At 57.0% G+C, this 22927-nt stretch carries 26 protein-coding genes; 21 read left to right on the forward strand and 5 right to left on the reverse strand.

The genetic code is table 11. The features are described 5' to 3' along the window. Window positions 1-89 precede the first annotated feature (89 nt). Window positions 90-1211 carry a DUF3800 domain-containing protein gene (locus tag ACE4QZ_RS16330; protein ID WP_103469182.1) on the forward strand — a complete coding sequence of 374 codons (1122 nt, stop codon included), beginning with the start codon at window positions 90-92 and terminating at the stop codon, window positions 1209-1211. Next, a complete protein-coding gene (locus ACE4QZ_RS16335; RefSeq protein ID WP_247726823.1) occupies window positions 1193-2116 on the forward strand; it encodes a macro domain-containing protein in 924 nt (307 codons plus the stop codon). The genes ACE4QZ_RS16330 and ACE4QZ_RS16335 overlap by 19 nt, the downstream gene beginning before the upstream one ends. Window positions 2117-2186: 70 nt before the next feature. Here ACE4QZ_RS16335 and ACE4QZ_RS16340 read toward each other — a convergent pair whose 3' ends face one another. Beyond that, window positions 2187-2696, reverse strand: a complete 510-nt coding sequence (locus ACE4QZ_RS16340; RefSeq protein ID WP_103469184.1) for a TIR domain-containing protein — start codon at window positions 2694-2696, stop codon at window positions 2187-2189. 348 nt (window positions 2697-3044) lie between these two features. On the opposite strand from ACE4QZ_RS16340, the gene ACE4QZ_RS16345 reads away from it, so the two are divergent. From ACE4QZ_RS16345 to ACE4QZ_RS16385, 9 genes are read left to right on the forward strand one after another with little or no spacing between them, the layout of a single operon-like run. Continuing rightward, on the forward strand, window positions 3045-3380 hold the full coding sequence (locus ACE4QZ_RS16345) for an RAQPRD family integrative conjugative element protein (RefSeq protein ID WP_103469185.1): 336 nt from the start codon (window positions 3045-3047) through the stop codon (window positions 3378-3380). Further along, window positions 3367-3606 carry a TIGR03758 family integrating conjugative element protein gene (locus tag ACE4QZ_RS16350; protein ID WP_024717928.1) on the forward strand — a complete coding sequence of 80 codons (240 nt, stop codon included), beginning with the start codon at window positions 3367-3369 and terminating at the stop codon, window positions 3604-3606. The genes ACE4QZ_RS16345 and ACE4QZ_RS16350 overlap by 14 nt, the downstream gene beginning before the upstream one ends. A gap of 15 nt (window positions 3607-3621) precedes the next feature. Continuing rightward, entirely contained in the window at window positions 3622-3999 is a 378-nt protein-coding gene (locus ACE4QZ_RS16355; RefSeq protein ID WP_103469186.1) for a TIGR03745 family integrating conjugative element membrane protein, read from the forward strand. 7 nt (window positions 4000-4006) lie between these two features. Beyond that, window positions 4007-4408: a TIGR03750 family conjugal transfer protein gene (locus ACE4QZ_RS16360; RefSeq protein WP_103469187.1), complete on the forward strand. Its 402-nt coding sequence runs from the start codon at window positions 4007-4009 to the stop codon at window positions 4406-4408. Further along, the gene (locus ACE4QZ_RS16365; RefSeq protein ID WP_103469188.1) at window positions 4405-5046 is read left to right on the forward strand and encodes a PFL_4703 family integrating conjugative element protein; all 642 of its coding nucleotides are present in this window, start codon (window positions 4405-4407) and stop codon (window positions 5044-5046) included. The genes ACE4QZ_RS16360 and ACE4QZ_RS16365 overlap by 4 nt, the downstream gene beginning before the upstream one ends. After that, window positions 5043-5849, forward strand: coding sequence for a TIGR03749 family integrating conjugative element protein (locus tag ACE4QZ_RS16370; protein WP_103469189.1), 807 nt, complete (start codon window positions 5043-5045; stop codon window positions 5847-5849). Before ACE4QZ_RS16365 ends, ACE4QZ_RS16370 begins: the two co-directional genes overlap by 4 nt. Next, on the forward strand, window positions 5839-7347 hold the full coding sequence (locus tag ACE4QZ_RS16375; protein ID WP_103469190.1) for a TIGR03752 family integrating conjugative element protein: 1509 nt from the start codon (window positions 5839-5841) through the stop codon (window positions 7345-7347). Before ACE4QZ_RS16370 ends, ACE4QZ_RS16375 begins: the two co-directional genes overlap by 11 nt. Further along, the gene (locus tag ACE4QZ_RS16380; RefSeq protein ID WP_103469191.1) at window positions 7310-7729 is read left to right on the forward strand and encodes a TIGR03751 family conjugal transfer lipoprotein; all 420 of its coding nucleotides are present in this window, start codon (window positions 7310-7312) and stop codon (window positions 7727-7729) included. The genes ACE4QZ_RS16375 and ACE4QZ_RS16380 overlap by 38 nt, the downstream gene beginning before the upstream one ends. Beyond that, entirely contained in the window at window positions 7729-10470 is a 2742-nt protein-coding gene (locus tag ACE4QZ_RS16385; protein WP_103469192.1) for a conjugative transfer ATPase, read from the forward strand. The genes ACE4QZ_RS16380 and ACE4QZ_RS16385 overlap by 1 nt, the downstream gene beginning before the upstream one ends. A 94-nt stretch (window positions 10471-10564) precedes the next feature. Here ACE4QZ_RS16385 and ACE4QZ_RS16390 read toward each other — a convergent pair whose 3' ends face one another. Beyond that, complete coding sequence (locus ACE4QZ_RS16390) at window positions 10565-10693, reverse strand: hypothetical protein (RefSeq protein WP_256127447.1); 129 nt, start codon at window positions 10691-10693, stop codon at window positions 10565-10567. Here ACE4QZ_RS16390 and ACE4QZ_RS16395 point away from each other — a divergent pair. Genes ACE4QZ_RS16395 through ACE4QZ_RS16410 form a run of 4 tightly spaced genes read left to right on the forward strand, consistent with a single transcriptional unit; the run spans window position 10692 to window position 14874 of the window. Continuing rightward, window positions 10692-11669, forward strand: a complete 978-nt coding sequence (locus tag ACE4QZ_RS16395; RefSeq protein ID WP_103469193.1) for a TIGR03756 family integrating conjugative element protein — start codon at window positions 10692-10694, stop codon at window positions 11667-11669. The two genes, ACE4QZ_RS16390 and ACE4QZ_RS16395, sit on opposite strands and share 2 nt — an antisense overlap. After that, complete coding sequence (locus ACE4QZ_RS16400; RefSeq protein WP_103469194.1) at window positions 11669-13024, forward strand: integrating conjugative element protein; 1356 nt, start codon at window positions 11669-11671, stop codon at window positions 13022-13024. The genes ACE4QZ_RS16395 and ACE4QZ_RS16400 overlap by 1 nt, the downstream gene beginning before the upstream one ends. Continuing rightward, on the forward strand, window positions 13021-13326 hold the full coding sequence (locus tag ACE4QZ_RS16405; RefSeq protein ID WP_103469195.1) for a hypothetical protein: 306 nt from the start codon (window positions 13021-13023) through the stop codon (window positions 13324-13326). The genes ACE4QZ_RS16400 and ACE4QZ_RS16405 overlap by 4 nt, the downstream gene beginning before the upstream one ends. 9 nt (window positions 13327-13335) lie before the next feature. Then, complete coding sequence (locus tag ACE4QZ_RS16410) at window positions 13336-14874, forward strand: conjugal transfer protein TraG N-terminal domain-containing protein (RefSeq protein ID WP_103469196.1); 1539 nt, start codon at window positions 13336-13338, stop codon at window positions 14872-14874. 4 nt (window positions 14875-14878) lie between these two features. Here ACE4QZ_RS16410 and ACE4QZ_RS16415 read toward each other — a convergent pair whose 3' ends face one another. Continuing rightward, window positions 14879-15235, reverse strand: coding sequence for a GNAT family N-acetyltransferase (locus ACE4QZ_RS16415; protein WP_103469197.1), 357 nt, complete (start codon window positions 15233-15235; stop codon window positions 14879-14881). A gap of 465 nt (window positions 15236-15700) precedes the next feature. On the opposite strand from ACE4QZ_RS16415, the gene ACE4QZ_RS16420 reads away from it, so the two are divergent. The 3 genes from ACE4QZ_RS16420 (at window position 15701) to ACE4QZ_RS16430 (ending at window position 17713) form a co-directional block, all read left to right on the forward strand. After that, on the forward strand, window positions 15701-16066 hold the full coding sequence (locus ACE4QZ_RS16420) for a DUF3085 domain-containing protein (RefSeq protein WP_019099029.1): 366 nt from the start codon (window positions 15701-15703) through the stop codon (window positions 16064-16066). 298 nt (window positions 16067-16364) lie between these two features. After that, window positions 16365-16688 carry a hypothetical protein gene (locus ACE4QZ_RS16425; RefSeq protein ID WP_232099723.1) on the forward strand — a complete coding sequence of 108 codons (324 nt, stop codon included), beginning with the start codon at window positions 16365-16367 and terminating at the stop codon, window positions 16686-16688. A gap of 86 nt (window positions 16689-16774) precedes the next feature. Further along, window positions 16775-17713, forward strand: a complete 939-nt coding sequence (locus ACE4QZ_RS16430; protein ID WP_103469198.1) for an ArdC family protein — start codon at window positions 16775-16777, stop codon at window positions 17711-17713. A gap of 87 nt (window positions 17714-17800) precedes the next feature. On the opposite strand, the gene ACE4QZ_RS16435 is transcribed toward ACE4QZ_RS16430, so the two are convergent. Then, entirely contained in the window at window positions 17801-18166 is a 366-nt protein-coding gene (locus ACE4QZ_RS16435) for a histone-like nucleoid-structuring protein, MvaT/MvaU family (protein ID WP_103469199.1), read from the reverse strand. Window positions 18167-18290: 124 nt separating this feature from the next. Beyond that, window positions 18291-18485 carry a hypothetical protein gene (locus ACE4QZ_RS16440; RefSeq protein WP_103469200.1) on the reverse strand — a complete coding sequence of 65 codons (195 nt, stop codon included), beginning with the start codon at window positions 18483-18485 and terminating at the stop codon, window positions 18291-18293. A 223-nt stretch (window positions 18486-18708) separates the two neighbouring features. On the opposite strand from ACE4QZ_RS16440, the gene mobH reads away from it, so the two are divergent. From mobH to ACE4QZ_RS16455, 3 genes are all read left to right on the forward strand, one after another. Further along, the gene (gene mobH, locus ACE4QZ_RS16445; RefSeq protein WP_103469201.1) at window positions 18709-20424 is read left to right on the forward strand and encodes a MobH family relaxase; all 1716 of its coding nucleotides are present in this window, start codon (window positions 18709-18711) and stop codon (window positions 20422-20424) included. A 347-nt stretch (window positions 20425-20771) separates the two neighbouring features. Further along, entirely contained in the window at window positions 20772-21917 is a 1146-nt protein-coding gene (locus tag ACE4QZ_RS16450; protein WP_146050474.1) for a nucleoid-associated protein, read from the forward strand. Beyond that, entirely contained in the window at window positions 21917-22882 is a 966-nt protein-coding gene (locus ACE4QZ_RS16455) for a GTP pyrophosphokinase family protein (protein WP_103469203.1), read from the forward strand. The genes ACE4QZ_RS16450 and ACE4QZ_RS16455 overlap by 1 nt, the downstream gene beginning before the upstream one ends. The last annotated feature ends 45 nt before the right edge of the window (window positions 22883-22927 follow it).

Below are 22927 nucleotides of genomic sequence, written 5' to 3' on the forward strand. Positions count from 1 at the left end.
ACCAGCACCACCTCTTGAGAGTTGACTACACAACCACTCTCGGGCAATGCTGGCATATCGCCAACGCTCGATTAGTAAAGGGACTTCACATGAACGACATTGCTGTCATTTCACAAGAAGAAGAGGAAGGTGCGGAGCAGGAAGCGCTTCTAATTGCGTCAGAAAGAAAAAATCGCGACAAAGAGTCCGAAAAAATTCGGGTACTTTCTGCAATCGCCAGTAACAGCCCGACGCGTGTGACCGATAGAGTTGCGTGGATTCTTAATCACTATCCTCAGGCCCGAGACTCTGACATCAAGTGCCAAATCATTTATTGGAAGACTTTCCAAACCGACCTCTATAGCGGGGGTGATATTTCATTTGAAAATTACCCCAAACTGCAGAGATTGCACTCTATAGCACGCGCCAGAGCGGTGGTACAAAACATACTGGGTCTATTCATTGCATCACCTGAAGTTAGAAAATACAGAGGGAAGCTGGAAGAGGAAGAAAAGCAGCGTGCTCTTGAGGTCCGACCTTCGCACCCAGTATATTGCATCTATGCCGATGAGAGCGGAAAAACCGGAAAGTACCTATTAGTCGGTAGCCTTTGGATTTTAAGAAGCTACGAAACCATGAAGATCACTGCCGCCATTAACAGGAAGAAGGCAGAGATAGGATTCAAAGGCGAAATGCATTTTAAAGAAATCAACAAGGGGAATCTCGAAGCCTACGAGGCGCTGCTTGGCTCTATCGTACAGAACTCCTCCTCAATCTCATTCAAAGGCCTCGGAGTAAATCGTAGCGGCCTTTACAATGTCGACGACACGCTCAATAAGCTATTTTACCATATGGTAATCCAAGGAATTACCGAAGAAAACAAATCTGGCCGAGCCATTCTCCCACGAAACCTGCAATTTAGAAAGGATGCAGAAGAAGCGTCAAAAGACAAACTTGCGCTAATGGAAATAGAATTACAATTGAAAAATGCTGCCAGCAACATCTTCCAAGGAAACGTGTATGTTGACATAGTTGAGGCGGAAGACTCCAGCATATCTCCACTCATGCAAATTTCCGACTTATTTGTTAGCTCCATCTCTAGAATAATGAATAAAGAGGAGGGAAAAGAAGGCCCCAAGGATATTTTCGCGAGGAAATTTCTTGAAGCATTTGGCGTCGACACAAGAAGTGAAACCTTAGAGGGTTTGAGCGAGTGCGTTCGCTTTTCCTAATCGTGACTGGATCTCATTCTGACTTCACCCATAAACTAATAACCGCCTGCGACGCTAGGAGCATCAGGATGAGTCAAATAGGCTTTTTTGATCAGCGGATAATCAAGAGATTCTGGGGCGCGCTCGCCGCGACCGGCACAGCGCTGTCATTACTACTAATTTTCGTAACCATACCTGAAACTGGAAAGGTCACAGCGGGGATCGCCTGTGTGGCATTCTTGATTTTAATTTATATTTACTTTTGGTGGACATCTAACAACCTAACCGAAGTAGAACTAAAGATAGAAAGCACAACAGTCATCGTAAAAGTAGGCGACATATTCAAGCAACCCGGCCTTAAAGCGATCGCCTTTAACGAGTACTTTGATACACAAGTTGACGACGAAATAATCTCTCACAGCTCTTTAAACGGAATATTCATAGACAGGCACTTACCAAAAGCATTAGTAGACCTTGAAAATCATCTGACCGCCTATCGATTCGACGAGTGTGAAATCTTAGAGTTAAACGAAACTAGGGCAACTGGAAAGAAACAGAGATACGACATAGGCACTATATGTGTGTACGAGGATTTTCTTCTTGCAGCCTTCTCAAAATTCAACGACCGCAACCAAGCCTATTTAACGATGCCTGAGTACCTAGGGTTTTTGATAAAATTCTGGGACAACGTCAATAGAGTGTACGCACAGCAAAGCGTTTCAACACCAATATTCGGATCGGGCATCACGCGCATTAAAGAACATCGAAATATAAGCGACGAAGAACTACTAAAGATCATGCTCTGGACTTTTAGAATAAGCGAGATGCGCTTCAAGCACCCAGCAAAGCTCAACATAATAATTCACAAAGACAAAATTAGTCAAATTAATTTACTTGACATAAAGTCCGCCAGGAACGGTTTGTAACCTAACACAAGATTAATTAAGATCCGGCAGATTAAAACCTCTGCCGGAGCGATAACTTTCCACCTGCCCGCTAGATACCAAGCTTCTTATAAATATCCGCCGGATAATAATGCGGACCTTTTCTCACCTTCTGGGCGAACGCTGGGACATACTCATCCAGCGCAAACTTTATTATAGCTGGCTGCAGCGAAACTGACATTGTATAGTAGTCCGCATTCAGCAGGGGAGTCGGTATTAACGCTCGTTGAATTTCGCGACTGCCGCCTTTATTCGCCACCACAACGGGCAAGTCAAACTCCACAATTAGCTCAAGCTCGTGAGCCAAAAACGAATATCCATCCCCGCCTTTCCTCTTGGCATCTGGACTGCCAATCAAGACAACCTGCTTTGCATTTTTCATACGCTGGCGAAGATTTCGCTTAATCGTTTCCCGCTGACTTGTATCCCTCGAAATGAATAGATCGTGAGCATCAAAAAAATCGAAGTCTATCTTATCATTCTCGCGCCATGCTTCCATGAGCCGATACAAGTTAATGTCTTCGCTTGCGAAAGCGACGTAAGTTTTATTTCGATACGCCATAAACCCTCCGTGTTAATCTGCAACGTAAAGGCATTTTAATATCATACTTTTCTGACGAAAGCTTTACTTTCCAAACCGAATCTATTACCCAGTGTGACTGGAGGAGGAACACAACGACCAAGGTCACTCGAACAGTCGGAGCAGCCGACAAACGCAAGCACCGATTCATGTGCAACCCAACATACCTGGAGCTTTAGCTGCTGTAGTCAACCTGCGTAAGGGCAAACCGCCCCCCCCCCTGCATCCACCCCTGCTCCTCGAATGTGAATGACCGAAAATCCCTTTTGGTCATGCAATAACCCGCCTGCGCCTTCAAGGTAAAAGCCAGTTACCCGGCTGGATTTAATCATGACTCCTATTCCCTACACATTGCTCCTTGCGTGTTTTGTAACGCTCTCTGCTGCGGCTCAAGACGTACGCGAGCGCTCAAGTCTGGGCTTGGTGCAGCGGCAGATCACCGCCATCGAGCTATTGGCCAAGAGCGCAAGCAGCAGATCTGTCGATGCTGCAGGGCCCCGTTATCGCTTCGATTATCCGAGGTTCGCTGCGGACCTCGAGCGTATGCGTCAAGGAATCCACAACTACCTGTCGCCCTCCCGCGCGCAGCCTGCCGATCTGGTCGAGTTCACTGGTGACTACCGGGCTGAAGCGGCTAACTCGAGTCCTTCCGATGAGCATGACTGACGCCCAATTAAACGCGTTCTCTGCCGTTGCCGGGTTCACCCCGCAGCTCAGCTCGGTGCTGTGGCGCTCATCTGTGCTCGTGCTCGCATTGCTCTGGTGTAGCTGGGCCCTGTGGACCGGCTACCGCGGGTGGGCAGCCGGCAACCTCAATTTCGGTGCGCTCGGTGGCAGCACGCTGCGCCTGGTCCTCGCCCTGATCGTGCTGATGTTTTTCATGTTGTCGTAATCAGGAGTCCTTGCTATGAACCTCTACCGTCGTTGCCATCGCCCGCTCGCTCTGTTCCGGAAATCCTGTCCGCAAGTCCTGTTCGGTAGCCTAGTGCTGCTGAGCTCGACGCTGGCCTGGGCTGACCTACCGACCATGGAAGCGCCCTCTCGCGGCGAAGGTTCGGGTCTGATCGACACCATCAAGAACTACGCCTACGACGGCGGCATTCTGCTCGGCCTGTTGATAGCCACTCTCGCCTTCCTCGGCGTGGCTTGGCATTCGCTCACCGTCTACGCCGACGTGCAGAACCAGCGTAAGACTTGGAAGGATCTCGGCGCGGTGGTCGGCGTCGGCGCGCTGCTAGTGGTGGTGATCCTGTGGTTCCTCACCAAAGCTGCGACGATCCTGTGAGGTCATCATGTCCGACTCCCCAGCCACTCTGCCTGACGGAACGCTGACCTTCCTCCCGGAGCGCCTCAACCATGACCCGGCCGTTCTTCGCGGGCTCACCAACGACGAGATGTGGGTCGCGCTGATCGTCGGCGCAGGGCTAGGTGTGATTCTCGGTGCGCCGCTGGCGGTGGCCACCGCCTCCATCGCTACCCTCCCCACCTGCATGTTCATTTGCATGGCTTTGGTGTTGCTGGGCGGCGGCAAGCTGATGCGCCGAGCCAAGCGCGCCCGGCCGGAAACCTGGTTGTACCGGCGTCTACAGTGGCACTTGGCAGTGCACTGGGGCATCGGCACTCATCAGCTGATCCTGCATTCGGGGCCCTGGACCGTCCGCCGTACACGTCGACATGTGAGGGCTGTTGAATGAGCCGCTTCCGCAACAAAGTCGACGCGCAGCAGGCGCATATCTTCAGCCTGCGTCTGGCCGTATCGATCCTGGCACTGCTGTGCTGCGGGCTGTGGTACGGCTGGCAGTCCGCACCCTCCGAGCTGACCATTCATGTGCCGCCCGATCTGCGCTCCGGCAGTACGCGCAAGTGGTGGGATGTACCCCCGGAAAACATCTACGGCTTCGCTCTGTACATCTTCGGCCAACTCAACCGCTGGCCAACCGACGGTGAGGTCGACTACCACCGTGCCATCTTTGCTCTGCAGCCCTACCTGACACCGGCGTGCAAGACCTTCTTCGACGGTGACTTCGAGTACCGCAAGGCCGCCGGCGAACTGCGCGGCCGGGTGCGCGGGGTGTACGAGGTGCTGGGCCGCGGCTACAGCGACGATCCCGACTTGCGCGTGAAGCAGCTGGATAAGCACAGCTGGCTGGTCAAACTCGACCTCAATGCCGACGAGTACTACGCCGCCGAGCCGGTGAAACGCGTCGTCGTGCGCTACCCGCTGCGTGTGGTGCGCTTCGACGTCGACCCCGAGCACAACAAGTGGGGCCTGGCCCTGGACTGCTACGAAGGCACACCGCAGAAACTGACGCTGCCTGGAGGTGCGGGATGATGCGTGTCTTGATCATGATTCTGGCGGTTGCCGCAGGTTGGTGTTCTGCAGTCGGTGCGATCGAGGTCAAATACTGGGACCGCCTGCCGCTGGCCGTACCGCTTACGGTGGGCCAGGAGCGGGTCTTGATGCTGGATGAGGATGTGCGTGTCGGGCTGCCCAGTGCGATCGCTGGCAAGCTGCGCGTGCAGTCCGTCGGCGGCACGGTCTATCTGCGCGCCGCTGAAACCCTTCCCCCTACCCGGCTGCAACTGCAGTCGGTGAAGTCAGGTGACATCATCCTGATCGACATCGAGGCGCTCGAGGGCAGCGAGGCACTGGAGCCGGTCAGGATCGTGGGCCAGGCTTCGGTACCGGGCGTGGAAGCTGCGAAGGAGGCGGCACCGGCAGCTACGCCGGTACCTGTGGTGCTCACCCGCTATGCGGCGCAGAACCTCTATGCGCCCCTGCGTACCGTGGCACCACTGCCCGGTGTGCGACGGGTGCCGCTAAGCGACGCCGTTGCTTTCAGTTCGTTGCTGCCCACCGAGCGGGTTTCGATCAAGGCACTCGCGGCCTGGCGGCTGGGCGACTACTGGGTGACGGCGGTAAAGATCGTGAACCGCGGTCCTGGCAAGGTCGCGCTGGACCCGCGTCACCTACAGGCCACGCTGTACGCCGCAACCTTCCAGCATGCGGACCTAGGTCTCACCGGTACGCCTGAAGACACCACCGTGGCATACCTCGTCACCCGCGGCGGCGACCTGAAGCACGCGCTGCTGTTGCCCCCGCCAAAACCGGAGGCTGCCGATCATGAAAGCTAACGGCCTGCTGAAATGGTTTGTGCCTGCGGTCCTGCTGGGCATCGTGCTGATCATCATCAAGTCCTGGGTGACCGCGCCGGATGGCCAGCCCACTCACGATCCGGAGAATGCCACGCTCAGCGCGGAACAGGCCAAAGCCTTGGGCATCGCCGGCGACACCCCACGCGACACCGTGGCCACGCTGATCGGCCAGGTAAAAGCGATGCGCAGCGAAATGCAGATGTTGAAGAAAGGCAACGATGCCCTGCAGACCGAGAACAACCGGCTGCGCACGCGCGAAGGCAATATCGATACGCGCATCCAGAGCACGCTGAGCAGTGTCACCCAACAGGTTACCGAACAGCGCCAGCAGGCCAACGATGCACGGCAGAAGGCCGAGCAACAGCACCGCGAGACCCAGGGGCTACTCTCCAGGCTCAAGGATCAGCTCACCGGTAAGCCCGCCGTAAAGTCGGATGTTCCTGCGGGCTTCGGTCTTGAGCCAGGCGACGAGCAGCAGTTTGCAGGCCCTCAGGCACCGGCAGATGCGGTGCAGTGGATCGAACCATCGAATTCCCGCGCCGGCCAAGAGAACACCGGCAAAGCCGAGGGACCGCTGTCGTCGTTGACCTCGAAGTTCAAGGATCTGCACGGTCTGGACGACAACGCCATCGACCGTGGCCAGGATCGCTTGCGTGCCGTCGCCAAAGGCGAACGTGACCTGGAGAACGCCCAGGACCGTACCGAAGGTGCCCGCCCCGTCTACACCATCCCCGAGAATTCGACGCTGATGGGCTCGATCGCCATGACCGCGCTGATTGGCCGGGTGCCGGTGGACGGCACAGTGAACGATCCCTATCCGTTCAAGGTGCTGGTGGGGCCAGACAACCTCACTGCCAACGGCATCGACCTGCCGGACGTGGTCGGCGCGGTAATGAGCGGCACCGCTGCGGGTGACTGGACGCTGTCCTGCGTGCGTGGTCAGGTCGAGTCGATCACCTTTGTCTTCGGCGACGGCACCGTTCGCACGGTGCCGCAGCCGCAGAAGGTCGTCAGCCGCAATCGCAGCAGCACCCAGACCTCTGACACCGAGAAGATCCGCGGCGGCCTGGGCTACATTTCCGACCCCTACGGCATCCCCTGCATTTCCGGTGAGCGCCGCTCCAACGCCCAGCAGTACCTGGGCAGCCAGAGTCTGATCACTGCGGCCGGCGCCGGCTTCGCCGCGGCCTTGGGCAGCGAGCAAACCAACACCTCCTTCATTAATTCGGCCAGCGGCAGCCTGGGTTTGAGCCAGAACAGCGGCAACAGCGCGCTGAACTCGGTGATCAGCGGTGGCATTGGCGACATCCGTGAGTGGATCAACAAGCTCTACGGCGAAGCCTTCGCCGCCATCTACGTGCCCCCTGGGGCCAAGGTGGCTCTGCACCTGGACCACGAAATCAGCATCGATTACGAACCAAAAGGCAGGAGAGTGAACCATGAAAGCCCATCCGTTTCGGTACTGGATCTGGATTAGCCTGCTGCTCGGCCTGCACTTGGCCGGTTGCTCCACCAGCAAAGAGGAAATGCTGCCCCATGGCGATCACACCATGCTTGATATCTGGAACGGCGGTGGCTCGGTCGGTACTCAGCAACAGCTGCTGGAGGCGCGGGGCGAACTGCGTCGCCCGGTGCTGGATCCCGAGCGCCTGATGAACGACCAGAGCGCCTATACGCGCACTGCGGCCAACGAAATCCGTGCCCAGTTTCCGCGTCTGCCTAACCCAGACCTGGTCATGTACGTCTACCCGCACCTGGCCGGTACCCAACAGGCACCGGTGCCTGGCTACTCGACCGTATTCCCGTTGTACGAGAAGGTCGAGTACGCGCTGCCCGGCGAGCGCCTGGACGATCTGTGATGGCCGATGACGCGAGTCGCGACCCGCTACGCTGGAGGCCTTGGCGCGAGGCGCAGCGTCGGCGCGCCACGCTGGCCGATGAGGCCGCCCAGTACGCGCACAACCCCAGCTTCGCCGACCACCTGCCCTGGGTCGAATACCTCGAAGATGAGCAGTGCTTTTTGCTCGATGACAACCGTTCCGTGGGGGCCGTGTTCGAGCTGCAACCAATCGGCACCGAGGGCCGCGAGCCCGAGTGGCTAATGGCGGCACGCGACGCCCTGGAAGATGCGCTGCAGGACAGCTTCGACGAGCTCGATCAGGCGCCTTGGGTGGTGCAGTTCTTCTGCCAGGACGACAGTGATTTTGCCCCGTACCTTGAACGCCTGGAGCGCTACATCGCGCCGCGCGCGCGAGGTACGCCGTTCACCGAGGCTTTCCTCGCGTCGATGCAGCGTCACCTCGACGCCGTCGGCAAACCGGGCGGGCTGTTCGACGACCATGTGGTGTCTCACCTGCCGTGGCGCGGCAGCAATCGGCGTATTCGCCTGGTGGTCTATCGCTGGCTCGGGGAGCAGGCTGACGAGGATGGGCAGAACCCGGTTCAGCTGTTGAGCCGCACCTGCGACCGCTTGGTGGCCTCGCTGCAGGCCTGCGGGGTCAGCCCTCGACGGTTGACCGGGCGCGACTTCTACGCCTGGTTGTTGCCCTGGTTCAACCCGGCCCCTGCCCTCACCGAAGAAACGCCTGCCGCGTTCTATCGACGTGTGCCTTATCCGGAAGGGGATGACGGCGAGGAGCTGCCGCTGCCGTTCGACCACGATTTCGCCGAGCGGCTGTTCTTTCAAGAGCCGCGCTCCGATAGCGAGCAGGGTCTGTGGTACTTCGATCAACAGCCCCACGCCGTGATGGTGGTCGACAAGCTACGCAGGCCACCGCATATCGGCCAGCTGACCGGTGAAACACGCAAGGGCGAAGCGTTGAACGCCTTGTTCGATCAGTTGCCCGAGCAGGCGGTGATGAGCCTGACCTTGGTGATCACACCCCAGGATGTGCTCGAGGAGCAGCTCAATCGTCTGGCGCGCAAAGCCATCGGCGAGAACCTCGCCTCGACCCAGACACGCCAGGACGTGGAAGAGGCCCGCGCGCTGATTGGTCGCCAGCACAAGCTGTACCGCGGCACGTTGGCGCTGTACTTGCGCGGCGCCAATGAACAGCAGCTGCGCCAGCGTTCGGTCCAGGCTGCCAACGTGCTGCTAGGTGCCGGCCTGCAGCCGGTGCGCGAGGGCGATGAAGTGGCCGCGTGCAACAGCTACCTACGCTGGTTGCCGATGGCCTACAACCCGGCGCGGGACACACGTAACTGGTACACCCGACTGCTGTTTGCCCAGCACGTCGCCAACCTGCTGCCGCTCTGGGGTCGCTGCATCGGTACCGGCAACCCGGGCATCACCTTTTTCAACCGTGGCGGTGCGCCGCTGTCGTTCGATCCGCTGTCACGCTTCGACCGCTCGATGAATGGCCACCTGCTGTTGTTCGGCCCGACCGGCGCCGGCAAGTCGGCCACCTTGGTCTCAATCCTCATGCAGGTCATGGCCGTGTACCGGCCACGTTTGTTTATCGTCGAGGCGGGCAACTCCTTTGGTCTACAGGGTGACTATTTCGCCACCCTCGGGCTGTCCATCAACAAGGTTCAGCTCAAACCGGGCAGCGATGTGAGCCTGGCGCCGTTCGCCCATGCCCGGCGCCTAATTGAACATCCAGACCAGGTCGCCAGCCTGTCGACTGAAGATCTGGATGAGGCCGCGCCGGACAGTGACGAGCAGCGCGATGTGTTGGGCGAGCTGGAGATTACCGCGCGGCTGATGATCACCGGCGGCGAAGCCAAGGAAGAGGCGCGCCTGACCCGAGCAGACCGCAGTCTGATCCGCGAGTGCATCCTCGACGCCGCCCGACATTGCGCGACGACTGAGCAGCAGGTGCTGACCCGCCATGTCCGCGATGCCCTGCGTAAGGTCGCCAGCGACACCCATCTGCCCGACAAACGCCGCGAGCGAGCGCAGGAGATGGCCGAGTCGATCGACCTGTTCTGCCAGGGTTTCGAAGGTGCCTTGTTCGACCGGCCCGGCACACCTTGGCCGGAGAGCGACGTGACGATCGTCGACCTCGCCACGTACGCCCGTGAGGGTTACGAGGCGCAGATGTCGATCAGCTACATCAGCCTGATGAACACGGTAAACAACATCGCTGAGCGCGATCAGTACCTGGGACGACCGATCATCATGGTCACCGACGAAGGCCACATAATTACCAAGAATCCGCTGCTGGCACCCTTCGTGGTCAAGGGCACGAAGATGTGGCGCAAGCTCGGTGCCTGGTTCTGGCTGGCAACGCAGAACATGGCCGACTTGCCCGACGCGGCGCAGACCATGCTCAACATGATCGAATGGTGGATCTGCTTAAACATGCCGCCAGCGGAAATTGAGGAAATAGCCCGCTTCAAGAAACTCACGCCGGCGCAGAAAGCGCTGCTGCTCTCCGCAAGCAAGGCCTCGGGCAAGTACACCGAGGGCGTCGTCCTGTCGAAGAACCTAGAGACGCTGTTCCGCGCGGTACCACCGAGCCTATACCTCGCCTTGGCCATGACCGAGCCCGAGGAAAAAGCTCAGCGCTGGCGATTGATGGAAGAGCACCAGCAGTCCGAGCTGGAAGCCGCCCTGCAGGTCGCGGCGGAGATTGATCGCCTGCGCGGCATCTCGTGAACGACACCGTCAGGGCTATCCGAGCCCTTCTGCTTAGTAAAAATTAGAAAAGAGCACATTTGTACTCCTTCGCCATTTTGCTCATCTCGCGCCGCTAAATCGAGCGCCCGACGAAACCGATCACCCCGGACTCGGTTTGTCCGCCCTCCTCCAGCACCGGATCCGGGATGCTGAAACTTGGCGCACGGATGCACACCGCTGCCACCTGCCGAGCGTTTCCCATGAACGTCACCGCCTTCACCCGAAGCAAAGCGCCTAAACCCAGAACGGCTCGCCGTGGCCGAGCCTTCACCGCGGCAGCTCTGCTGGTCGCCGCCGAGCAGTGCCTGGCATTGACCACGCCTACCATCATCGCCTCCGTCGGGTCGCTGCAGTGCCTGGAGTACCGAGTCGTCGGAATCTGCTACTGGCTGCTATGCACACCCTTCGGCTGCACGGTGCGCACCTCACCGAAGATCCGTCACTTCATTCCCGAGTTGGTGATATCGAGCTATGCCGACACGGGCGCCAATCCCTGGAGCGAGATGTCCGCGCTGTCGATGCCGACGCCGGCGTCGCAAGGGGGTGGCAACCTGATCACGCCTTCGCCGCAGCGCGATAACCTGCCCAGGTTCAAGAATGTCGACGGCATTGGCCATCCCGGCGGGGCAGCCCTCACAGCTCTCGCGCATACATTCGGATATGCCTGCCCAAGCGGAGCCGTGCCGTTTGCGCCCTACTACCTCAGCACGCTCGACCCGTTGGCGTGGCGCCAGGCGATCCCCGAGTCCGTCTACCCACAGGCACTGGTCCCGGGGATGCGCGAGATCGGCAACCAGGCACTCGGAGACATGTGGGGCAGCGTGTATCCGCGCCACGGTTTTCTGGTGCAACCTGATGATTTCAAGGCGGCTGCCGTGATGGCCCAGCGCGCCAGCGACTTCATCACCCGCGTCGGCCAGCCGCACGTTTATCTTCCGCTGCAGCCGATACCGGCTCCCGGCTATTGGCCGCCGCAGCCGGTGATGGAGAACAACGTCGACAACCACCGCTGGCAGTTGCTGGTTCCGGTGATCCAGAACACCTGCGTCATCTTCCCCAGCCCAACGATCCAGAGCGCCGACGGCGCCTATGCCTGGTCGCTGTGGCGGCCCTACCGCTGCTGCCAGCGTATGGGTCAGACGTTTCTGTTCAGCATCGACTTTGATGGAGGCCAGTGATGAAAAACCTCGCGCTCGGGTTGGTGTGCTTCCTTGTGTCTGCCGCAGGCCATGCCGCAGAGAACGGCTACCACCTCGGTGACCAAGCCCAGGTCCTGGATGACCGCGTGATGTACACCATCGGCGGCGGCTCCGCGGCAGGAGCGCCCTCCTCGCTTTACCGTCCAAACGGCCTCGGCGTCGGCATGTCCTGGCGGGCCAACATGATGTGCGGAAACATGAACCTCTCGAACACCCTGCAGAACCAGCTCAATGGTACCACCCAGGGCTTCCAGCAGATCATGGGCAACGTCATCCAGAACGCCACACAAGCGGTGATGTCGCTGCCGGCGATGATCATCCAGCGCGCCAACCCTGGGCTGTATGAGCTGCTGAGTAATGGCGTGCTGCAGGGACGCATCGACTTCGATCGTTCCAAGCTCACCTGCCAAGCGATGGCGGCAAAAATGGCCGACAAGGTCGACCAGGCCGGATGGGGTGCGCTGGCCCAGAACCAGGAGATGCAGCACAACCTTGAGCAGTCCGGCGGCGATGCCGTAATGGCGGTAAAGGATACCGAGTCGAACAACGGCAACAACGGCGTCAGCTGGGTCGGTGGGCAGAAAGCCGGAGGTAACGGACAGCAACCCATCCGGGTGACTTCGGATGTGGTAAAGGCCGGCTACAACCTGCTGCACAACCGATCCGTCGAGGACACCTCGGCCGTCGGTTCGGGCTGCCAGAATGGCGCCATCTGCCAAGCCTGGTCGAGCCCCGAGGAGGCCTCGGAATGGGCGACACGGGTGCTCGGTGAAACCGAGGTGGAAACCTGCGATGACTGCGAGACGCTGCGTGTAACCGCCGGTACGGGCCTGTCGCCGCTGATCCAGGAAACCTACACGAAACACCTGGAAGGCCTGCAGCACATGGTCTCGGGTGCCGACCAGCCTACCCCAGAGAACCTCAGCAAGGTCTCCAGCCCCTTGTTGCAGGTCTCTCGCGGCGTCATCGAGGGGCTGCGCGATGACCCCGACCAGAACTTGCTGGCCCGGCGCCTGGCCAGTGAGACCGCGCTGTCCAGCGTGATCTACAAGGCGATGCTGCTACAGCGCACGCTGTTCGCCGGCAGCCACGAACCGAACGTGGCATCGGCGCAGCCCGCCACCACCGCCCTCAACAGCAACGTCGAAACCCTGGAACGGGAGATCCGCCTGCTGCAAACCGAGCTGCAGGTACGCCAGTCGCTGGCCACCAATACCGCCAGCCTGGTCCTTGATCGCCACGCCGGCGGCGCCGACGCCTCGCGCAGTATTGATCAGCGCGATCCGGAGCCGGACCGACTGCGTCGGGCTGACCAGGAAAGGAGCACGCCATGATGCCGATTTCTGTGAGGTCCATGATCGCCCAAGTGCTGCTGATCCTCGGCACCATGCTGATCATGTTGCTGATTGCCTGGATGGCACTACAACTGCCCGCTGCCCAACTGGATGGGCTCGCACCAACGCGGGCAACTGCCGCCTACTTCGCGTGGTGGCGCGCCCTGCTGTACACCCTGATATTCACCGGTTGGGCCGCAGCGTTGCGTATGCGAGCTACGCCTGTGGACCAGCAACGGCTAAAGCGTCTGGGGTTGATCGGCTTCAGTTCGATCATCCTGGTCGAGCTGTCTCGCGTGTGAGGTGCAGCCATGAACATGAGCACCAACAGCTACCTTGAGTACTACCTGTCGCTGCTGGCCTGGATCATCAACAACGGCATCTGGAACACCTTGGCGGACACCGGGCTGTTCGCCGCCCCTTTCGGTGCGATCATCCTCCAGGAATGGCTATCAGCTCGCCAACAGGGTGCCGACGAGGGCAATAAGGGCCTGCTGTCGATCCCTCGCGTAGAGAACCGGCTGTGGATGAGCTACGTGGTCATTCTGTTCGGCTGTATGCCGTTCTTCCCGTTGAGCCTTTCATCCGTGACTTTCGACGATGCCGCGAGCCAGCGCTGTGGGGTGTCCATGGCCAGGCCTGCCGACACGGCCTGGGGCACGACCTTCAATACCATCGGCGAGAAGTCAGCAAACGTGCCGGTGTGGTGGTTCCTCGTGCATGCCATGAGCAAAGGCATTACCGCCGCAGCGACCGCGTCGATTCCCTGCGCACCCGACATCCGGGCGATGCGCATGGAGATCGACAGCTCGCGGATCAACGACCAGGTACTGCTGCAGGAAGTCGCCGACTTCACCCGAGACTGCTACGGCTTTTCGCGCTCGCGGCTGTTCACCAATCGGCCCGAGCTGGACGAGTCGCAAAGCTACGATGCGTCCTGGATAGGCTCGACCTACCTGCTCAACACACCGGGCTACTACGATATTGATCGCTCGCGAATGCCCAGGGCCGATTGGCCGTACGACGAGACCCGAGACACCTCCCTGCCCAAACTCGACAGCGGCGCCGGCTACCCCACCTGCAAACAGTGGTGGAGCGACGGCACAATCGGACTGCGCGATCGCTTGGTGGCCGAGGTTGATCCATCGCTGCTCTCGCAGCTGCGGGGCTGGCTGACGGGGCACACTTCTACAGAAGTCGAAGACGCCACCTTACGCGAGCTGGTGAGTCCACGGCAGCAGTCTTTGAGCATGGCGCCTGGGCAAGTGTTCCAGGACTACGGCAGCAGCGCCCGTGGCGGTTCGCTGACGCAAGGGCTGAACAACCTGGCCACCAACACCGGCCTGGCCCTCGGCTCATTTAGTAATTTCCCGGCGATGAATGCGCTGCGCGCGGCATTGCCGATGGTCCAGGCCTTTCTGATCATGGGCACGATCATCAGTCTGCCGCTGGTGCTGCTGATCAGCACTTACCAGCTCAAGGCGCTCATGACGATCACGTTCGCACTGTTCACGCTGCACATGCTGACGTTCTGGTGGGAGCTCGCGCGCTGGATCGACTCGAGCATGCTGGAAACTCTGTACAACCAGGTATCGGTCACAGACCAGGCGCTGTTGTCATTGCCGACAGCAGGCCTCATGGACGGGACAGTTACCGCGCAGGTGATCGAGTACGTGATGGGTGCAATGTTCGTAGTGCTGCCGATGTTTTTCCTCGGCGTCATGAGTTGGGCGGGATACAACGTGGGCAGCGGTATGCAAACGCTCCTCACCCGGGGATCAGAAGGTGCTCAGGTACAAGCAGAAAAGGGATCTTCACAGATCATGTCCGGTGCCCGCAGACTCAAGTAACCAATCACCTGGGGGCCCCGTTATCGTCGTACATTTCTGGGAATCTAAGATGATGTCGAGGGTGGCTCATTTCATGGATCCGGGGCTCTCTCTCAGTACTGATTGGCAGCGCGGCAATGGTCCATAAAGCAAGCATCCCGAGCGCGAGAGATATCGCAACTGAAGCAACGACGAGCATCAGGATCAACTTAACTACCTGAAAGCCAATTTTGCGATATTTGAACGGCACGGCGGCCAAAACGCGGGAGTTCAAAACCGTGGATTCGAATCTGTTCACCACTCGACCAGCACCAACCGCAGCGCGAATAAGATGCTTGCCGATACCGGTGCTGCCAGAAGCCGAGGATGCTTGAGTCGACATTTGATTGCCTCCCTTACCTATAACCGCGCACGCGGTCCAGCCGCTACCGCTAATTTGGATCCAAGCTTTAGCTTACTCCTCTGTCGCTGAATTCCATGACCGTTGATCACTTAGACAACGCGGATTATCGCCGGTGGCGCTCAATGGATAGGGAACATTGCCTTCGCCGAAAAGCACCGTTGACGCAGTGCCGGTTCGCTTGGTAAATCAAGTGTGCAATCGCTGGTTTTCCAGCACCCCAGGTAGCCATAACCTTGGAGGCTACGTCACACATGTGATGGTTACCCCAAAATGCGATACGCGTTCGGCAGCTCGCATGGTCACCGTTCCCCGGTGATGAACGCTTTCTACTCCCCCGGGTTCACTGAACCTGCGTTTTCGTTGCACCCTACTCACATCCATTCCAGTGCTGGGAACTCTCCCACACGGGATGGCGTTCCTCCGCACCCTCTGGAGGATCTCATCATGCTGCGTTTCACAGGCACTGAACTTCACGCCGTGCTGGCCGAGGCCGGTATCAATGGTTGCAGATTGATACTGGTCAAGGACCACGGTGTTTACCTCATGTCCGAGATTGGCGAAAGCAAGCCGGATGGCGGTGGCCGCAAACGCGTGGCCTATGCCACTGGCTGCAACCCCAACGTCGACGACTTCGACACCTGGTGGAATCGCGCCCGCGATGAATTCGGCGGCGACGATTTTGCCGAGTACTTCGACATTGATGATCCTGTCCTCGCCAGCCTTCGCGGTACCGCAGGATCGCTGGTGGTGGAGGCCACGTCCACCCACCTGTACCTGGCCGCCGAGGTTGACCCCGCAGGCAAGTCTTGAACGCAGAAGCGAGCTCCACGCGTTCCCAGAGCGGCACCTTAACCGGCCTCTCTGGGCGCCTCTCGCATCCTTTTTCAGTCGGTTGAAGATCGCCGTTTGTCAGGAGTCCAAGGACGGAAGTCTTCGCTGGAACTCCCTGGATAGAGCCCTCCATATGAGGTGTAGATCGGAGATTGACCTCACGTCCAAGCGCGGTTTAATAGATGGACGCCCCCTGCTCAATGCCTTGTTCAGATTGAGCAAGTCCACGCACGAACCTCACATGAGGTGTCGCGGGATCAGCTACGCGGAGGTCCCAATGTCCAGGATGAAGCGCTTTTCCGATGCGGTGGTACTGAGCCCAGGTGTCTGGCAGCAGTTCATTGCACCTGCCACAGGCGAGGAACCGATTGGACAGTCAGCCATGCGCTTGGCAGACCTGCTCAACAGAGTACTGAACTCGGTACCGCGTACCTCACACTGCCCCATTGAGCTGCAACTCGACTACTCGCGGCGCAACGGCACTTCGGTATCTGCTCACTTGCCGCAGCTTCAACTGGCTCGCATCACGCCACACTGCGGCCCGGTTTTTCTGCTCATCAGGCTGCCCGGCGAAATCGTAGTCGATATCGCCGCCCTCTGACCCTGTCAACACCGCTACTGCCTCACTACCCCACCGGGAACCCTTCCCGGCTGGGCAGCGTTCCCCCTACACGCCCGGAGAACGCCATGTCCGATATCTACCTGGATGTCACCAACAAGATCGTCAGCGCCTTGAGCCAAGGCGTGATCCCCTGGATCAAACCCTGGACCACCACCGGTTCAAGTGCTGACTCCCCTTTTCCCATCAACGCCATCACCCGACGGCCCTACGCCGGCATCAACATTCCACTGCTGTGGGCCGAGGCGCGCCTGCGAGGTTTCACCCAGGATCGCTGGCTGACCTTCAACCAGGCACGCAAAGCTGGTGGCCATGTGCGCAAGGGCGAGCAATCCACCCTCGCGGTGCTGTACAAACCGATGAGCAAGGAGGCGCACGACGAAGACGGCCAGGTCGTTCGCGATGACCAGGGCAATATCAAAATGGTGCAGTTCGCCCTCTTGCGCACGCACTGCCTGTTCAACATCGAGCAGACCGAAGGCATGCCTGACGAGCAGCCAGTCCTTGATGAGCTCACCGAGCCGCCCGCCTTCATCGACCATGCCCCGGCCGAGCAGCTGCTGCTAGCCAGCGGCGCGCAGATCGAGCATTGCTATGGAGATAGCGCGTTCTATCAGCCGCTACGCGATCGCATCCAGCTGCCCACCAAGGCCCAGTTCGAAGACGTCGGCAGCTACTACGCGACGGCCCTGCATGAGCTGACTCACTGGTCGGGTCATCGATCGCGCCTGAACCGCGACGGCATCACCGGCGGGCACGCGTTCGGCTCCGCAGCCTATGCCTTCGAGGAGTTGGTCGCGGAAATGGGCGCAGCGTTTCTCTGCGCACTGACCGCCACCCAGGGAGAATTGCGCCACGAGGAGTACCTGGCCTCCTGGCTGAAGATCCTCAAGGAAGACAAGCGCGCGATCTTCCGCGCCAGTGGCCAAGCCCGTGAGGCCTCGGAATACCTATTGGCACTGCAGTCCGACCACGCCATAGAAGCGACTCAGCGACTCACGGCGTAATTTCCCTTAACCAGCAAAAAGGCCCCGATTTGGGGCCTTTGTTTTGCCTGCAGCGCCGTGGATCGGCCGCTGCAAATGCGCAGTCGATTACTGCAGCCAGCTCTCAACGGTATCCGAGCCGTGTTCCTGCTTCCACTGCTTGAGGATCTTGTGATTGCCACCCTTGGTTTCCACGACCTCGCCACTGTGCGGGTTCTTGTAGCGCTTAACTTCACGCGGCTTGCGCTGAGCTCCGCTCGACACGCTTGCGGCACCCACGCTCACGCCCTTGGACGGGTCCAGAATGGTGATCACCTGGCGCAGGCTCATGCCGTACTCTTCCAGCAAGGCTTTCAGCTTCTGTTCAAACTCGATCTCCTGCTTCAGGCCGGAATCGTTTTTCATCGCATCCAGCTGTTGAAGTTGCGCGGCCAGCTGCGCTTCCAGTGCTTTGAATTCAGCAAGTTTGGACATGAGAGATCTTTCCTAGGTATGAGACATGTGAATGCATAATAACTGAGACACACTCAATATCCGAGTATTAATTCCCAATCTAAGAGTCATTTAATGCGCATTAATTGCAAAACTCTGTGACAGATCAGTCAGCCAAGTTCTGACAGAGATGCGCCACCACTTCGCGAGGCGCCCCGCTGCTGCCAATCTTGAACAAGATGTCGCGCTGGCTGCGCGGCAACTTTTTCGCACAGCGCTTGGCGGCAGACCGAATGGCAGCATCTGTGCCATGAATTCGGTCCGCCAGCAACACGATCAATACAGCATCACTCAGCGTCATCAGCGCCCCAGCTCAGAAAAATGATGCCGGTCAGTCTACCCCCACTCGAAAGGGTCGGCTATGCCGATCGACCGGCTAATCCGATGCGCCACACTTCGGATTATCGCACTCGCGAAAAAGGCAAAGGCGGTAAAGGGTAATGGTGTCAATGGAAGGGGGCGCAAGGGTAAGAGACTTATCCGAAAAGGCAAAAGGACCTTTTGAACGCAAGGCAGGTACTGCGATGAGATGCTGGTGGTTCAAACCGCAAAAAGGCCTTCCCGAAGAAACCACCCCCGCCGTCGTGGGCTTTCATCAACCTCTAACGGCGGAATCACTGCTTGCTGCCAGCCACCGGAAAAGGCTACTCGAGCGCATCTGGCAATACACGGCCCTCTCCCCGCTACAGTTCGAACAACTCTACCTCGAACCGATTCATCGCTACGCCACCTATGTACAGCAACTACCGGCCAGTGAGAGCCATCACCATGCCTATCCAGGTGGCATGCTCGACCACGGTTTGGAACTGGTGGCGTGCAGCCTGAAGTTACGCCAGTCCTACTTACTCCCCAGTGGTGCCGCACCGGAAGACCAAGCTGCGCAGGCTGATGCCTGGAGCGCCGCCATTGCCTACGGCGCCCTGCTGCATGACGTTGGTAAAATTGCCGTCGATGTCCAGGTGGAGTACCAGAATGGTGAACGCTGGCACCCCTGGCACGGCCCCATGAACCAGCCTTACCGCTTCCGTTACAATACCGACCGGGACTACCAGCTACACGGTGCCGCCGCCGGGCTGCTGTATACGCAGATCTTGACGCCCGCGCTACTTGACTGGCTCAGCAGTTACCCTGAACTGTGGAAACAATTGCTCTCCTTGCTGGCCGACCACTACGAGCACGCCGGCACCCTCGGAGAGCTGGTCCTGCAAGCCGACCGGGTATCCACGGCACAGAACATCGGCGCCAACCCCACCAAAGCACTGCAGGCACCTAAACATTCGCTGCAGCATCACCTGCTGATGGGGCTACGCCACCTGGTCAAAAACGAGTTCAAGCTCAACCAGCCTGGGGCTGCCGGCTGGCTCACCGCGGATCATCTGTGGCTGGTCAGCAAAACCGCGACCGACAAACTGCGTGCCTACCTGCTGGCTCAATCGGTGGACGGTATTCCCTCCTCCAATATCGCCTTGTTCGATGAGCTGCAATCACATGGATTGGTGGATGCGACAGGTGAAGGGAAAGCGGTGTGGAGCGCCGCAGTCACAGACGGGGACTGGCAGTATCGTTTTACCTTTCTTCGCCTGCGGCCGGGCCTGATTTGGGCCGATGAGCCCCGGCCAGACTGCTTCAGCGGCAAGGTTGAGCCGTTAATCGACGGTTCCCTAACGACCGGTGAAACAAACGAACTATCTCCGGATCGGCATCCAGCGGCACCAAAAGTTAATCAACCCGTTGCCGTGCTGCGAGATCAGAAATTCGACTACCTCGACGATCTAATAGAAATGTTGCAAGTACCGGGCGAACACGAGAGTGGATCAGGCGCTGAAAAGACGCGATCCGCCACTGCTCCACCAGAGAATGCGGTGGGGCTGGCCTTTCTTGAGTGGCTGCGCCAAGGGGTTCACAGTCATCGCTTAGTGATCAACGACAGCAGGGCCAAGATTCACACAGTCAACGACACATTTTTTCTGGTTTCGCCAGGTATTTTCCAACGATATGCGGCCGAGCATCCAGAATTGGTCGGTAGAGATACCGAGAGTGATATCTGGCGCTGGGTCCAACGCCAGTTTGAGAAGTTGGAAGTTCATAAAAGACAGCCGAACGGCCAAAACATCTGGACCTGTGTGGTAAAAGGTCGACGCAAATCCGGATCACTCAATGGCTATCTGCTTCAGAACGGCATAAGCATTGCAAGTGCAATCCCAAATAATAATCCGCACTTGATATTATCGTCAGCCTAAAAAATAACACGCCAATTAAAAACAACACCTCAAAAACCAAACTCAGCATCGCAGAAGTGAGTGACAAATCACGAGAAAAACTAATCATGCATTTCCAAATGCACCAAGCGCGCGCCACATACGCCCAACCACAAACCAAACCACAATCGTTGCAAAAATCAGCAGACGTACGAGCCGTTACTATTACCTAACAACACATCCCTACCAACGGTGCACCTTATCCACGACTTGGCTCGCAAGATGGGCAGCGTAAACTTTTCGACAACGAGACCGACTTACTTATTGCCTCCTGATTGAAAGCACACTATATTAATAGCCGGTTACCACACCCAAGCACTGGCGATGGGGTGGCCGACTTGAGCCCAGTTAGTTTTCGCTCAAGACCAAAAGAAAAATTAGCCAACACTTGGGATATCATGGAAAAATTCATTTTTGAGGCGCTTTCAATAGAAAGGATGATCGCGCATACAATCTTCGCCAGAACCAAAGATGGCGTACTCGTTCCTCCACAGCTTTCCGAAGAGCTGATCCAGCTAGACGTCGACTCCAAAGATCTTCTTCAAGTACGAATCACTGATGCATTAGGCAGCAACTCTCACGGAATTGAGATAAATGCTGATAAAATTGATTCTTCGTCGTTCATGCAAAAATCGGCTGAAGCAATTCGAGCGAACGAAGCAAGATTTGTAGAGATTTCAAAAGTCATCGCAGCCGACCTCGCAGAGGCACAGACAAATCCCAAATGGCCCGGCGGCGTATTAATTGTGCTCACTGGTAAAGTCGGAAAGCACCAACACCCATTCCTCGCAGCAATCAAAGCAGAAACGGACAAGGGCTTCAATATTGTTGAAAAAAATGGATCAGTGAGCCTCACACTAATTAAAAAGATGCTACTTTCACAGACTCAGCGCCTCTATAAAATTGGTGTCAGCGTAGAAGTATCCTACGAACCTCCAATTGGGAGCCTGTACAAACTAGATAACTATAAGTTTTTCCTTTTTGACCATTTACTTACCAGCACAGAAACAAAAGCAGCTGCTGCTTATTTTTACAACGCGTTCCTAGGCATGAATATTTTGAAATCATCAAAATATCAGACCCGGAAGTTCTATGAAGAAACCAAGACCTATATCAACACACTACCCTTACCACAGCCAGAAAGAGTTGAGTTGATTGAGGCCTTGCGATCTGAGCTCAGAAGCAATAAGGGCACAATGTCTGTTTCTACATTCGCTGCAGAGCATATGCCAGTCGAGATAAAACCCGAGTATATCGCGGTGATGACTGCCAAAGGCCTTCCAGAAACAGCCATGGTCAAAGATCTTGCCTACATCAAGTCCAAGCTGCGGCGGCCTCGTCGTGTCGATTTTAGTACAGGAGTAAAAATCCAAGTACCCGCAGATTTAGATTTCCGAGATCATGTTCAAACACTGGGCCAAGAGAACGGCTACACTAACGTCAGAATTAAGGGCGCCGTGGAGAGCCAAGAGTAATGAAAATTGAGCAGTTTAAAGAACATCTTTCAGCTGCTCAACCCGGCCTCAAAGCTTGGGGAGAGCTCGTTAAAAAAAGTATAAAACGAATCTCAAAAGATCATGACATAAAGTTACAAATATTATCACTACGAGTGAAGGATATAGATTCCGCAATAGGGAAACTTGCGCGAAAGTCTTATACCAACCCGCTACAAGAAATGACCGACCTAGTCGGAGTCCGAGCAGTCTGCTTATTATCAGCCGATGTAGAAATACTCTGCCAGGCAATAACCGCAACATCCGGATGGGAAATTCAAAAATCAAGAGACACTTCAAAAGAATATGAAGAGGCGCCAGACAAATTTGGATATCAATCACATCACTTTGAGATTCGTCCAAAAACAGACTTAGAGCTGGGAGGATCTAAAATATCTAAAACAACTTGCTGCGAATTGCAAATCCGAACACTGATGCAGCATGCCTATGCAGAAGTTGTTCATGATAGTATTTATAAAAGCTCTTGGAAAGCCCCTACTCGTGCGGTAAGATTTGTTTCAAGCAGCGCAGCATTGATTGAAACGGCGGACCACTTATTCTGTGAAACCATGAACATACTTGAGTCAGAATCTAAAATCCGAGGTAGCCTTCTCGAAGAGCTAACGGATATTTACGACTCAACAATAACCACTTCAAAATTTAAGGATCAAAAGTTCAATATGTTGGTCCTTGATAATTTATCCGACGTCATCAACGAGGACACACTGGATAATGTCCGCCATTTGCTAGGTGATAGAGCATACATAACAGAAAGGATAAAATCTCGCTTAGACTCTAATATTTTTTGGTCTCAGCCGGTATCAATTCTCGCCTACCTCTTGGCCGTCGAGCAGCCTTTAGCACTCAAAGAACTTTGGCCATATGCTGAATCCGAAGAATCTCTCGAGATAATTTATAGCGATCTAGGCAAAAAGTACCACAACTAGGGATTTTGCAGATCAGGCCTAAAATGACAACACCACCCACAAAGC

This window comes from Pseudomonas sp. DCA-1 (assembly GCF_046523955.1).
GTDB lineage: Bacteria > Pseudomonadota > Gammaproteobacteria > Pseudomonadales > Pseudomonadaceae > Aquipseudomonas > Aquipseudomonas putida_Y.